Source organism: Telluria sp. AC161, from assembly GCF_979258535.1.
In genome coordinates this window covers 3,764,628-3,777,511 of record NZ_OZ409861.1, presented here as the reverse complement: position 1 = coordinate 3,777,511, position 12,884 = coordinate 3,764,628, and the positions used below count along the sequence as shown (strand labels likewise).

12 protein-coding genes are annotated in these 12,884 nt (G+C 64.9%); 7 read left to right on the top strand and 5 right to left on the bottom strand.

What is annotated here, in order from left to right:
- Window positions 1–34: 34 nt before the first annotated feature.
- The gene (locus ACZ0AJ_RS16830; RefSeq protein ID WP_499455634.1) at window positions 35–1,204 is read right to left on the bottom strand and encodes a vWA domain-containing protein; all 1,170 of its coding nucleotides are present in this window, start codon (window positions 1,202–1,204) and stop codon (window positions 35–37) included.
- Between the two features lie 25 nt (window positions 1,205–1,229).
- Entirely contained in the window at window positions 1,230–2,087 is an 858-nt protein-coding gene (locus ACZ0AJ_RS16825) for an AAA family ATPase (protein WP_499455633.1), read from the bottom strand.
- Window positions 2,088–2,263: 176 nt separating this feature from the next.
- On the opposite strand from ACZ0AJ_RS16825, the gene ACZ0AJ_RS16820 reads away from it, so the two are divergent.
- The 3 genes from ACZ0AJ_RS16820 to ACZ0AJ_RS16810 all read left to right on the top strand — a co-directional run bounded on the left by ACZ0AJ_RS16820 (window position 2,264) and on the right by ACZ0AJ_RS16810 (window position 4,568).
- The gene (locus tag ACZ0AJ_RS16820) at window positions 2,264–2,614 is read left to right on the top strand and encodes a c-type cytochrome (protein ID WP_183556280.1); all 351 of its coding nucleotides are present in this window, start codon (window positions 2,264–2,266) and stop codon (window positions 2,612–2,614) included.
- A gap of 8 nt (window positions 2,615–2,622) precedes the next feature.
- Window positions 2,623–2,961, top strand: coding sequence for a c-type cytochrome (locus ACZ0AJ_RS16815; RefSeq protein WP_499455632.1), 339 nt, complete (start codon window positions 2,623–2,625; stop codon window positions 2,959–2,961).
- Window positions 2,962–3,044: 83 nt separating this feature from the next.
- Window positions 3,045–4,568 carry a SulP family inorganic anion transporter gene (locus tag ACZ0AJ_RS16810; RefSeq protein WP_499456806.1) on the top strand — a complete coding sequence of 508 codons (1,524 nt, stop codon included), beginning with the start codon at window positions 3,045–3,047 and terminating at the stop codon, window positions 4,566–4,568.
- A gap of 1 nt (window position 4,569) precedes the next feature.
- On the opposite strand, the gene ACZ0AJ_RS16805 is transcribed toward ACZ0AJ_RS16810, so the two are convergent.
- The 3 genes from ACZ0AJ_RS16805 to ACZ0AJ_RS16795 all read right to left on the bottom strand — a co-directional run bounded on the left by ACZ0AJ_RS16805 (window position 4,570) and on the right by ACZ0AJ_RS16795 (window position 7,366).
- A complete protein-coding gene (locus ACZ0AJ_RS16805) occupies window positions 4,570–4,998 on the bottom strand; it encodes a DUF1841 family protein (RefSeq protein ID WP_183556282.1) in 429 nt (142 codons plus the stop codon).
- Between the two features lie 70 nt (window positions 4,999–5,068).
- Window positions 5,069–6,592, bottom strand: a complete 1,524-nt coding sequence (locus tag ACZ0AJ_RS16800) for an aspartyl protease family protein (protein ID WP_499455630.1) — start codon at window positions 6,590–6,592, stop codon at window positions 5,069–5,071.
- Between the two features lie 138 nt (window positions 6,593–6,730).
- Window positions 6,731–7,366 carry an RNA pyrophosphohydrolase gene (locus ACZ0AJ_RS16795; RefSeq protein WP_499455629.1) on the bottom strand — a complete coding sequence of 212 codons (636 nt, stop codon included), beginning with the start codon at window positions 7,364–7,366 and terminating at the stop codon, window positions 6,731–6,733.
- A gap of 226 nt (window positions 7,367–7,592) precedes the next feature.
- Here ACZ0AJ_RS16795 and ACZ0AJ_RS16790 point away from each other — a divergent pair, with 226 nt between their 5' ends.
- The 4 genes from ACZ0AJ_RS16790 (at window position 7,593) to ACZ0AJ_RS16775 (ending at window position 12,863) form a co-directional block, all read left to right on the top strand.
- Window positions 7,593–9,311 carry a proline--tRNA ligase gene (locus ACZ0AJ_RS16790; protein ID WP_499455627.1) on the top strand — a complete coding sequence of 573 codons (1,719 nt, stop codon included), beginning with the start codon at window positions 7,593–7,595 and terminating at the stop codon, window positions 9,309–9,311.
- Window positions 9,311–9,934 (top strand): lytic transglycosylase domain-containing protein, encoded by a 624-nt coding sequence (locus tag ACZ0AJ_RS16785; protein WP_499456805.1) that lies wholly within the window; start codon window positions 9,311–9,313, stop codon window positions 9,932–9,934. The genes ACZ0AJ_RS16790 and ACZ0AJ_RS16785 overlap by 1 nt, the downstream gene beginning before the upstream one ends.
- A 93-nt stretch (window positions 9,935–10,027) precedes the next feature.
- Complete coding sequence (locus ACZ0AJ_RS16780) at window positions 10,028–11,473, top strand: alkaline phosphatase (RefSeq protein ID WP_499455626.1); 1,446 nt, start codon at window positions 10,028–10,030, stop codon at window positions 11,471–11,473.
- Window positions 11,474–11,489: 16 nt separating this feature from the next.
- Window positions 11,490–12,863, top strand: coding sequence for an alkaline phosphatase (locus tag ACZ0AJ_RS16775; RefSeq protein ID WP_499455625.1), 1,374 nt, complete (start codon window positions 11,490–11,492; stop codon window positions 12,861–12,863).
- The last annotated feature ends 21 nt before the right edge of the window (window positions 12,864–12,884 follow it).

The window sequence follows — 12,884 nt, the reverse complement described above, 5'->3', positions numbered from 1 at the left end:
CGCCCGGCGGCTCGCGTCCGTGTTCGTGCTAACACTACTTGCTCAACAGGCGCATGGCCCGTTCCAGGCCCTCCAGCGTGATCGGGAACATCCGGTTGCTCATCACCTGGCGAATCAGCGCGATCGACTGCCGGTACTGCCACAGGTGCTCGGGTTCGGGATTGAGCCAGGCGCATTTCGGAAACGCTGTCATGAAGCGCGCCAGCCAGACCGCGCCGGCTTCGTCGTTGTTGTATTCGACCGAGCCACCGGGCGCCATGACTTCGTACGGACTCATGGTTGCATCGCCAACGAACAGCACGCGCGTATCGGCCGGATATTTACGCAGCACGTCCCAGGAGGCGAAGCGCTCGCTGTGGCGGCGTGCGTTGTTCTTCCACAGGTAGTCGTAGACGCAGTTGTGGAAGTAGTAGAACTCCATGTTCTTGAATTCGCTGCTGGCGGCCGAGAACAGTTCTTCGGTGCGTTCGATATGGTCGTCCATCGAGCCGCCGACGTCGAACAGCATCACGACCTTGATCCGGTTCTTGCGCTCGGGGCGCATGCGGATGTCGAGCCAGCCGGCATTGCTGGCGGTGGCGCGGATCGTATCGTCCAGCGCCAGTTCGTCCGCCGCGCCCTGGCGCGCGAAGCGGCGCAGGCGGCGCAGCGCCACCTTCAGGTTGCGCGTGCCCAGTTCGCGCTCGCCGTCGTAGTCACGGTAGGTGCGCTGGTCCCACACTTTCACAGCGGTGCGATTCCGGCTTTCGCCGCCAATGCGGATACCTTCGGGGTTAGTGCCACCATGCCCGAACGGCGACGTGCCGCCGGTGCCGATCCACTTGCTGCCGCCCGCGTGGCGTTCCTTCTGTTCTTTCAGCAGTTCCTGCAGGCGTTGTTGCAGCTTGTCGTAGCCGAATTTTTCCAGCTGCGCCTTTTGCTCCGGCGTGAGTTCGCGCTCGAAGCGCTTGATCAGCCAGTCGAGCGGAATCTCGGACTTCTCGTCAAACACCGCATCGACGCCGCGGAACCAGGCGCCGAACACGCGATCGAACTTGTCGAAATGGGCTTCGTCCTTCACCAGCGTCAGGCGCGCGAGATAGTAGAAGTCGTCCAGCGACGGCGCGATCACGCCGCGTTGCAGCGCGTCGAGCAGTGTCAAAAATTCGCGGATCGAGACCGGGATGCGGGCCTCGCGCAGGGCGCGGAAAAAATCGATCAGCATCGCATCGAGGGGGCTGGCGCCACCATCACCGGTTGTTCCGCGCCATGAACATCAGGCGCTCGAACAGGCCCACGTCCTGCTCGTTCTTGAGCAGGGCGCCGTGCAGCGGCGGGATGCCCACCTTGCCTTCGCCGCTGGTGCGCAGGGCCTCGGCCGGCACGTCTTCGGCCAGCAGCAGCTTGAGCCAGTCGAGAAATTCCGACGTCGATGGCTTCTTCTTGATGCCGGGGACGTCGCGCATGGCATAGAAGCTTTGCAGCGCGGCGGCCAGCAAATCCTGGCGCAGGTTGGGGAAGTGCACGCCGACGATGTCGGCCATCGTTTCGCGGTCCGGGAACTGGATGTAGTGGAAGAAGCAGCGGCGCAGGAAGGCGTCCGGCAGTTCCTTCTCGTTGTTCGACGTGATGATCACGAGCGGGCGGTGGGTGGCCACGACCATCTCGCGCGTTTCATACACATAGAACTCCATGCGATCGAGTTCGCGCAGCAGGTCGTTCGGAAACTCGATGTCGGCCTTGTCGACTTCGTCGATCAGGAGCACGACGGGTTCGGGCGCCGTGAAGGCTTGCCACAGCACGCCCTTGACGATGTAGTTCTGGATGTCGCGCACGCGCTCGTCGCCCAGTTGCGAGTCGCGCAGGCGCGAGACGGCGTCGTACTCGTACAGTCCCTGCTGGGCCTTGGTGGTCGATTTCACGTGCCACTGCAGCAGCGGCATGTTCAGGCTGGCCGCGACTTCTTCGGCCAGCATGGTCTTGCCGGTGCCCGGCTCGCCCTTGATCAGGAGCGGGCGGCCCAGCGTCAGGGCCGCGTTGACGGCCAGTTTCAGGTCGGCGGTGGCGACGTACTTGTCGCTGCCTTCGAAGCGGGGAGCAGCATGCATGGCGGGTGCTTTGTCGAGTCGGTCGGTGGCAGGAAGTATACGCCATAACCTTGGCCACGCTGCCGCCGTCCGGTTTGTAGACTGGTGTCAAGTCTTCAGATAGAATCGGCCCGTTGGTAGACCTTTGCTAACTTTTTATGCGGTTGCGGTTTTTGAATTACAACTAAGAGACGCCCATGAAAACAAGTTTGGCACCACTGGTACTGGCAGCATGCGCCTGTACCGCCGGCAGCGCCGTCGCCACGGCCGCAGAAGTCGTCGGCAATCCCAAGGCGGCCGTCGCCAAGATCGAGATGTGCATCGGCTGCCACGGCATCCAGGGCGGCTACAAGACGGCCTTCCCCGAAGTCTACCGGGTGCCCATGATCGGCGGCCAGTCGGCCAAATATCTCGAATCCGCCCTCAAGGCTTACCGCAAGGGCGACCGCAAACATCCGTCGATGGTCAATATCGCCAAGTCGCTGAGCGACCAGGACATTGCCGACGTGGCGGCCTATTACTCCCAACAGACGGTGGCCACGCGATGAACCACGCCATGCAACGGATTGTCTTTTCCCTGGTGCTAGGCGCGTTGGGCGCGAGCGCATCGGCCGCCGACATCGCGCGCGGCGCGGCGCTGGCCAAGACGCACAACTGCGCCTCGTGTCACGGGGCCGACTTCAACAAGCCGATCGACCCGAGCTACCCCAAGCTGGCCGGCCAGCACGCCGACTACCTGACGACGGCGCTGCGTGCCTACAAGCGCGGCGCCGGCCCGAACGGGCGCGTGAACCCGATCATGGCGGCGCTGGTGCAGCCACTGTCGAACCGCGACATGGTCGATCTCGGCGCCTACCTGGGCAGTCTGCCGGGCCAGCTGGTGACCAAGAAATAAGCCCGGCGCCAGACGCGCAAGGCACTCCCTGGTAACATGCGAGCCCCTTGCCGCGTCACCCGCCGGAGCTTTTCGTGTCATCTCTGTCTATTCTCACTTCGCCTGCCTACCTCAAAACCAACCTGCTCAGCGGCCTGACGGTCGCCCTGGCCCTCGTGCCCGAGGCGATTGCCTTCGCCCTGGTTGCCCACCTGTCGCCGCTCACCGGCCTGTACGCAGCCGTGCTGGTCGCCTTCATCACGTCTGCATTCGGCGGGCGGCCCGGGATGATCTCGGCCGCTGCCGGCTCGCTGGCCGTCGTGATGATCGCGCTGGTGGTGCAGCATGGCGCGCAGTACCTGCTGGCGGCCGTGGTGCTCATGGGCGTGCTGCAGCTGCTGTTTGCCGCCGCGCGGCTCGGCAAATTCATCCGCATGGTGCCGCATCCCGTGATGCTCGGCTTCGTCAACGGGCTGGCGCTGGTGATTTTTCTCGCCCAGTTCGGGCACTTCAAGGTGGCGGGCCCTGATGGCACGCCCCAATGGATGCCGGCCGCGCAGCTGGTCACGATGGGCGTCATCATCGCCATCACGATGGCGGTGATCTACCTGACGCCGCGCATCACCAAAGCGGTGCCGTCCACGCTGGTGGGCATCCTGGTGGCCAGCGTCGGCTGCGCGCTGCTGGGCGTCGAGACCCGCACCGTGGGCGACCTCGGTTCCATCGCCGGCGGCTTGCCCAGCTTCGCGCTGCCCGACGTGCCAATGACGTGGGACACGCTGCGCATCGTGTTCCCGTACGCGCTCGTGATGGCGGGTGTGGGCCTGATCGAATCGCTCCTCACGCTCACCTTGATCGACGAAATCACCGACACGCGCGGCCAGCCGAACCGCGAATCGCTGGCACTGGGCGCGGCCAACGTCGTCAGCGGCGTGTTTGGCGGCATGGGCGGCTGCGCGCTGATCGGCCAGAGCATGATCAACGTGAACAGCGGCGCGACCGGGCGCCTGTCGGGCATCGCAGCGGCCGTGATCCTGCTGTGCTTCATCCTGTTCGGCTCCAGCTGGATCGAGGCGATTCCACTGGCGGCGCTGATCGGCGTGATGTTTGTCGTCTGCGAAAAGACCTTCGAATGGGGCACGTTCCGCCTGGCCGGCCGCGTGCCGCGTGCGGATCTGTTCGTGGTCGTGCTGGTGGCTGCCATCACGCTGCTGGTCGACCTGGCGGTGGCGGTGCTGACCGGCGTGATCGTCTCGGCGCTGGTGTTCGCGTGGCAGCATGCGCGCCAGGTGAAGGCGGCGGTCGCGGTCGATGATCAAGGCTGGAAGGTGTACGCGCTCGATGGCACGCTGTTCTTCGCGTCAGTGAGTGCGTTTCAGGGCATCTTCACGCCGAAGGACGATCCGCAGGACGTCGTGATCGACTTTTTGCATGCGCGCGTGGTGGACCATTCGGCGATCCAGGCGATCGACGCGCTGGCCGAGCGTTACCGCCTGCTGGGCAAGCGCCTGCATCTGCGCCACCTGAGCCCCGACTGCCGCGAGCTGCTGGAAAAGGCGCAGGACATGATCGAGGTGAATCTGGTGGAAGACCCGCGTTACCGGGTCGCGGACGACAAGCTCGCTTGAATCAGGCAAACGCGCGGCGCCGTACGCACTCGATATACGCCTCGGTATCGGGCGGCACGCCGCCCCGCTGTGAGGCCCAGATCATCTCGCCCAGGCATTCCATGATTTCGTGGTGGGCATCATGCTCGCCCCGTTTGGCCACCAGCATGTCGTGCGCGGCGCGGATGCCGCGCGGCTGGTCGATCGAGATCTGCTCGGCGATCGACAGGTGCATCGACAGGTGCAAAAACGGATTGGGCTTGCCGCCTTCGACCGAATAGTCGCGCGCGATCGCCGCCTCGATGTCCTCGAACTGGTCGTGGTACTCGGGATGCTGCACGATCCAGTCGGCCGCGATGGCATCCATCGGCGTCAGGATTTCGCCATTGCGTTGCTTGCGATAGGCGTCGCAGAAAAAGCGGCGCACGTCGTGCGAGGACGGAGTGAACATGGCAGGAGGGGGCGAAAAAAGGGGAGAGCGGGCATTGTAGCGCAGCCGCCGATCCGGCGCGGGGCCGGCCTCAGGACGCCTCTTTCGGCCCCTGGCGGCACTCGGGCGCCTCATCCAGCACCCGCCTGGCCTGCTCTTCATTGCCCGTGAACCGATGGCGCTCGGCGATCGCAAAGCGCGCCTGGCAGGTGCGCCGCAGCGCATGCGCCGATTCCTCGCGCGCGAGCTTGAGCAGCTGGCTTTCATCGAGCTTGCCGAGATAGAAATCGGCGATCGGCCCCGGCCATTCATCGATGTCGTGCGTGAAGGCGCTGGCCAGTTCGCGCCGCGCCAGCTCGGGATCTTTATTGTGCATGCGCGCCGTGTACAGCATCAGCGCGCCGGAGCGCTCGCCCGGCATGCGGTCGAGCGCCTGGCGCAGCTTTATCACCGCTTCGGTATAGCGCCGTTCTTTCATGAGGCGCTGGCCGACCACCAGGTTGGCGCGCGGGTTTCCGCTGGCGGCCGCCTTGTCGAGCCAGACCAGCGCCTGCGCCATGTCAGGCGGCGTGCCATGACCGCTTCGGTGCATCGAGGCCACCATCATCTGCGCATCGCCATTGCCGGCGTCGGCCTCCTGCTGCAGCCACGGTTCGATGCGGCGCCGCTGGCCAAGTGCGTCGCCTCCGACGTAGGTGATGTATAGCTTCTTCTGGCTCATCGCGAACATGACGCGGTGTGAGCGCAGGAAGTCGGCGCCCAGCAGCAAATCGACGTCGAGGTCATTCGTGTCGATCACGCCGATGTCGGCATTGTTGATCGTCTCGCGGCCGATCTGCAGTTTGTCCAGCGTCACGTTCCAGCGCGCGATGCGCCTGGTACCAATGCCGCCCGCTTCGCCGGCCCGCGTGACATCTGGCGCATTCAGATTCAGACCCGCTTTTTCCGCGGCCCGGCGCGTCATCATCGTGCTGGAGGCGCCGCTGTCGATCACCGCCGTGACTTCCTTGCCGTTCAGGAGCACTTTGAATTCGGGATTGGCCTGACGCGAGCTGGTCCAGCGGAAAGGAATCTCGACGGCGTTCTCGTCCCAGTAGGCCAGGTGCGCGGTATCGCAATTGGTCGGTTTGAAGAACTTGATTTCCTTGGTTGCCAGCGAAATCTCGAGGTCGGACTGGAGCAGGAATGGCGCACCCAGGATCGCTTCGAACGATGGCGCGGTGCCGAAGTCACCCAGTACCCGTACGCGGCTGTTGGTGATCGCCGCCGGCCCGGCCTTGAATTCCTTGATCTGCGCGCTGTAGATGCGGGCCGCGCCGCCAATGCCATAGGCACGCCCGTCAGTAGGGCGCAGGGTCAGCGCGCGCCGCTCGGTCGCGGTACGCGTGAGTATCGTGCCATTGGCGCCGGTGTCGACCAGCATGTCGGCCGGCGTGCCGTCGATCCGCCCTTCGATCGTCAGGTTCAGGTCCGGGCCGGTATAGCGTACGGGCAGCGTCGCGAGCTGGGTTAATTGACAACGCTTGGGCTCGGCCTGCCAGGCATGGGCAGTGGGCACGGCACTCAGGGCAAGGAGTAGCAGCAGCAAATGCAGGCGGGCGGTAGGCGTAGTCATGCAAGCATTGTACCGGCGAATGTTGCCGTGAAAACAATGCTTTGAGCATGAAATGAAGGGGGCGTCTGCGAGGGGCAGGCGGGAAGCCGGAGCATGGCGCGTCGTACGCCAGCTCCGGTATCGATGCGTTGTTGACGCCTACTTGTTCGGCGCCAGCACCAGTGCATCGGGCGCCGCCGGATTGCCCGGCCCGGCCGCCCCGAGCATCTCTTGCCCCGGTTTGGCGCCAGGCTGCGCGCGGCCATGCGGCTGGCGCAGGTAGCGCGCGCTGTGACGCCGCTCGCCGTGCTGGCCCTTGGCGGGCCAGCTCAGAAAGCGCGACAGCTCCTGCAGTGCGCGCTGGTACACGTCGCGCTTGAACTCGATCACGACGTCGAGCGGCACCCAGTAGTCGTGCCAGCGCCAGGCGTCGAACTCGGGGTGGTCGGTCAGGCGCAGATTGACTTCGTTGTCGCGCGCGACCATGCGCAGCAGGAACCAGATCTGCTTCTGGCCACGGTAATGCCCGCGAATTTCACGCTTGATGAAATGATCGGGCACTTCATAGCGCAGCCAATCGCGGGTGCGACCCACGATCTTGACGTGCTCCTGACGCAAACCGATTTCTTCCTCGAGCTCGCGGTACATTGCCTGCTCGGGTGTTTCGCCGTACTTGATTCCCCCTTGAGGAAATTGCCATGAGTGCTCTCGCACCCGCTTGCCCCACCAGACCTCGTTGTTAGCGTTCAGCAGGATGATGCCGACGTTGGGCCGAAACCCTTCACGGTCGAGCATAAGTGCACCTCGATACTTTCTGCCGGCGGACGTTCCCTCTTGCGGGCACTCGGTACCCTTGTGTTTTTACTTACGTATTGTCATGCCCAAGGGGTTTCCGCACCGCTTGCGCGGTCGATGATGCTGGTTCCGGACCCTGTTTGTAGAAAGATTGGACGCATCAGCCGGCTAATCCTTTAAAATTAGGTCGATTATAACCCTCTCTTTTTAAAAAGAATTCACAGATATGCGTGCCTCACGATTTTTTATTTCAACTCTGAAAGAAGCGCCTTCCGATGCCGAGATCGTCAGCCACAAGCTGATGATGCGCGCCGGGATGATCAAGCGCCTGGGTTCCGGCATCTATACGTATATGCCGGTCGGGCTGCGCGTCATCCGCAAGGTCGAAGCGATCGTCCGTGAAGAAATGAATCGCGCTGGTGGTATCGAACTCCTGATGCCGCTCGTGCAGCCGGCCGAACTGTGGCAAGAGACAGGTCGCTGGGACAAGATGGGCGATGAGCTGATGCGCGTGAAAGACCGCCATGGCCGCGACTTCGCGATCCAGCCGACGTCCGAAGAAGTCATCACCGACGTCGTGCGCAGCGAGATCAAGTCGTATCGCCAGCTGCCGGTGAACTTCTATCACATCCAGACCAAGTTCCGCGACGAGCGCCGTCCGCGCTTCGGCCTGATGCGCGGCCGCGAATTCACGATGAAAGATGCGTATTCGTTCGACCGCGACGTTGCCGGCATGCAGACGTCGTACCAGACCATGTTCGATGCCTACACCCGCATCTTCACGCGCTTCGGCCTGAAGTTCCGCGCGGTGGCAGCCGACAACGGCGCCATCGGCGGCACCGGCTCGCACGAATTCCACGTCATCGCCAGCACCGGCGAAGATGCGCTGGTCTACTGCCCGACGTCCGATTTCGCGGCCAATATGGAAGCGGCCGAAGCCGTGGCCAGCGGCGAGCGCGCCGCTGCCACGCAAACGCTGACCAAGACGCCAACCCCGGGCACGACCAAGTGCGAGACCGTCGCTGCGCTCTTGGGCGTGAACCTGGCGCAGACCGTCAAGACCATCGCCCTGACCGTCGAGAACGACGGCAAGAAGAGCTACTGGGTGCTGCTGCTGCGCGGCGACCATGAACTCAACGAGATCAAGGTCGGCAAGGTCGACGGCCTGGCCGGTTACCGCTTCTCGACCGAAGCCGAAATCCTCGAGGTGTTCGGCACCGTGCCGGGCTACCTCGGTCCGGTCGGCACGAAAGTGCCGGTCACCGTCGTGGCCGACCGCACGGTCGCCAACATGGCCGATTTCGTCTGCGGCGCGAACGAACAAGACTTCCACCACATCGGCGTGAACTGGGGCCGCGATCTGCCAGAACCGCTCGTGGCCGACCTGCGCAACGTCGTCGAAGGCGACCCGTCGCCAGACGGCAAGGGCGTGCTGGCGATCGAGCGCGGCATCGAAGTGGGCCACGTGTTCCAGCTCGGCACCGCGTACTCGCAGGCGATGGGCGCGACCTTCCTCGATGATGGCGGCCGGCCTGCGCCGCTGCAGATGGGTTGCTACGGCATCGGCGTGACCCGCATCCTGGGCGCGGCGATCGAGCAGAACTTCGACGACAAGGGCATTGTCTGGCCGGACGCGCTGGCGCCGTTCGAAGTGGTGCTGTGCCCGATGGGCATGGACCGCAGTGAGATGGTCAAGGACGCGACCGAGCAGCTGTATGCGTCGCTGTCGGCCATGGGCATCGACGTCATCGTCGACGACCGCGGCCTGCGCCCAGGCGCGATGTTCGCCGACTGGGAGCTGATCGGCGTGCCGCACCGCGTCGTGATCGGCGAGCGTGGCCTGAAAGAGGGCAACCTCGAATACCAGGGCCGCCGCGATGCCGAAGCGAGCAGCGTCGCCGTGGGCGAGATGGTCGGCTTCATCAAGGCCAAGCTGGGCAAGTGATGGGGTTGCGCCTGGCCTCCCGGACCGGAGGCGTGCTGCTGGCGCTGGCCTTCGGTCTGGCGGCGCCGGCGCATGCCGGTAACCAGAAAGAAGAAGCGCTGTCGGATTCGGTGCGTCTGGCGCTGGCCAACGCCATCGCCGACGCGCGTCCGCCGCGCCCGACCTTCCGCACCGAGGCGGGGCGGGCGCGCTACCAGGCGTGGTTCGACCAGATGTCGCCGCGCCTGGCCAAGCGCCTGCCCGACGTCCAGACCCGCACCGAGTTCCTCGAGACCGCGTGGTATGAAGCGACGCGCGCGGGCCTTGATCCGGGACTGGTGCTGGGCCTGATCCAGGTGGAGTCAGCCTACCGCAAGTATGCGATCTCGATTGCCGGCGCGCGCGGCTACATGCAGGTGATGCCGTTCTGGACCAAGGCAATCGGCGACGGCGACCGCCGCCGCCTGTTCCACATGCAGACCAACCTGCGCTACGGCTGCGCGATCCTGCGCATGTATATCGACATGGAGCGGGGCGACCTGTACCTGGCGCTGGGCCGCTACAACGGCAGCCGGGGCAAGCCGAAGTACCCGAATGCGGTGCTGGCCGCCTGGAAGAACTGGGAATTCAAACCGGGGGCGTAAAGCGTTCCTGCCTTGTACAAAACCCTAACATAGCAATCCACCACGCCGTCATCGACGCAGTGTAGACTTCCCGCTTTCCCCAGTGAGGACTGCATGCGACCCATTCTTTTCACCGCTGGCGCACTGCTGGCGGCGCTCACCGGCTGCGCGGCGACACCGCCAGTTTCAACCCAGACCGCAACCCCGGCCCTGACGACCAACCCGGTCGACCAGCGCGCAAAGAACATCATCTTCTTCCTGGGCGACGGCATGGGCGTCAACACGCTGACTGCGGCGCGCATCTTTGCCGTCGGCGAAGAGGGCGAGCTGGCGATTGACCGCCTGCCTGAATCGGCGTTCGTGAAGACCTTCTCCAACGATGCGCAGGTCACCGACAGCGCCGCCTCGATGGCCGCCTACATGACCGGCGTGAAGCAGAACAACGGCGTGATCTCGATGTCGGCCGGCACGCGCTCGATCGCTCCCGCCAAGGACGCCAACGGCAACAGCCTGGTGAGCCGCTGCGAGAACGGCGAAGCAGCCGTCACGCTGCTCGAACTGGCCCGCAAGCGCGGCATGGCCGTGGGCGTGGTCACCAATACCAGCGTCACCGACGCCACCCCGGCCGCGACCTATGCCCACGCCTGCCATCGCAAGCTGGAAACCGACATCGCCGCCAGCCTGGTGCCGGGCGGCGCCGGCTACAACGCAGCCCTGGGCGCCAATGGCCTGGACGTCCTGTTCGGGGGCGGCGCGCAGCAATTCACGCCATTCGCGCGTGGCGGCAAGCGCGCCGACAACCGCGATCTGCAGGCCGAGTTCAAAGCCAAGGGCTTCCGGGTCGTGAACGACACCGCCGGGTTCAATGCCTTGACGCCAGGCGCGCCGGTCGTGGGCCTGTTCGCCGCCAACCACATGGACTTCGACGCGATCCGCGACGCCGCCCGTCAACCGGCGCTGCCAGCGATGACGACCAAGGCAATCGACCTGCTGGCGCCGCACCGTGGTGGTTTCTTCCTGATGGTCGAGGGCGGCCTGATCGACCATGCGCTGCACGCGACGCTGGGCAAACGCGCACTGCAAGAGACGGTGACGTACAACGCCGCGCTGCAGGCGGCGCTCGAGCGCATGGAAGCGCTCGACCCGGGCCTGAAGAACACGCTGGTCGTCGCCACCGCCGACCATGACCACACGCTGCTCTTGAACGGCTATGCAGCGCGCACCGGCAAGACCACACCTGCCAACCCGGGCGTACTGGGCCTGGTGCGCACGGCCGACGGCAAGCCGACGCTCGACAGCCAGGGCATGCCGTACACGATCATCGGCTTCGGTACGGGCGAAAATCGCCACCAGGGCGGGCGCACCACGCCGCTGACCGATGCCGTCGTGACAGCCGACGACTACCACCAGCAAGCGGCCGTGCGCACGCGCGCGGGCGCCGAGACGCATGGCGGCAGCGACGTCTACCTGGGCGCGGCCGGCGCGAACGCGGAGCTGTTCCGCGGGACCATCGACAACACGCGCGTCTTCAATCTGATCAAGACCGCAGCCGGTCTGTAAGCACGAGAAATCCACCATGACTTCACGACGCATTCTCCCGCTGCTGCTGGCCGCCGCCTTCGGTGCAGCGCTGCCGGCAACGGCTTCGGCCCAGCAAAAAGCGAAGAACATCATCTTCTTCCTTGGCGACGGCATGGGCCCGTCCGTCACCACCGCCGCCCGCATCTACCGCGGCGGCGAAGACAGCCTGCTGCACTTCGAGCGCCTGATGGAGCGCACCGCGCGCATCAAGACCTATTCGCTCGATTACCAGACCACCGACAGCGCGCCGTCGATGGGGTCGTACATGACCGGCATGAAGCTCAATAACGACGTCATCTCGCAGGCCGGCGCGCGCACGATCAACCCGACCAAGGACGGTGTCGACCAGTGCGGCGCGAACAACGGCACGCCGGCCGTGACGATTCTGGAGCTGGCCAAGGCCCGGGGCCGCGCCACCGGCGCCGTCACCACCACCGAACTGACGCATGCCACACCGGCATCGACCTTCGCGCACACCTGCAGCCGCGATGCGGCCTACACGATTGCGCAGCAGTTGGTGCCGGGCGGCGCCGGCTACAACGCGGCGCTGGGCGATGGCGTCGATGTGCTGATGGGCGGCGGGCGCAATCACTTCACGCCGCGCGATGCGGCGCTCAATCCGAAGGGCCGGCCGGATGGACGCGACCTGATGGCCGAATTTGCCGGCGCCGGCTATTACGTGGCCGGCACCCGCGCCGGCATGATGTCGGCGAAGGCGGGGCGCAAGTTCGTCGGCATCTACAGTGCCAGCAGCCACCTCGATTATGCGTACCAGCGCCGTCCCGAGCAGCCGACGCTGGCGGAGATGACGGGCAAGGCGATCGACCTGCTGTCGACCAATCCGAACGGCTTCTTCCTGATGGTCGAAGGCGGCAAGATCGACCACGCGCTGCACGACACCCGCGCCAAGCACGCGCTGGAAGAAACAGTGGCGTTCGACGACGCCTTGCAGCTGGCGGTCGAGCGCATGCGCGCGATCGATCCGGGCCTGCAGAACACGCTGATCGTGCTCACCGCCGACCATGACCACACGATGCAGATCAACGGCTATCCGAAGCGCGGCAACCCGATCCTGGATATCGTGCGCGACTACGCGACAGGCGAGCCGAAGAAGGATGCAGATGGCAAGACGTTCACCACGCTGGTGTTCGGCAATGGCCCGAACCGGCCGGACGTGCGCGCCGATGTCGATGGCATGGTCGCGCAGGGCGACGATTACCACCAGGAGACGGGCGTGCACAAGTCGTCCGAAACCCATGGCGGCGGCGACGTGAAACTGTATGCGACTGGTGCCGGTTCGGCGTCATTCAAAGGCACGATGGAGAATACCCGCGTGTTCGAACTGATGAAGGCTGCCGGCGGCTTGTAAGTTCCAGATTCAGGTTATTTA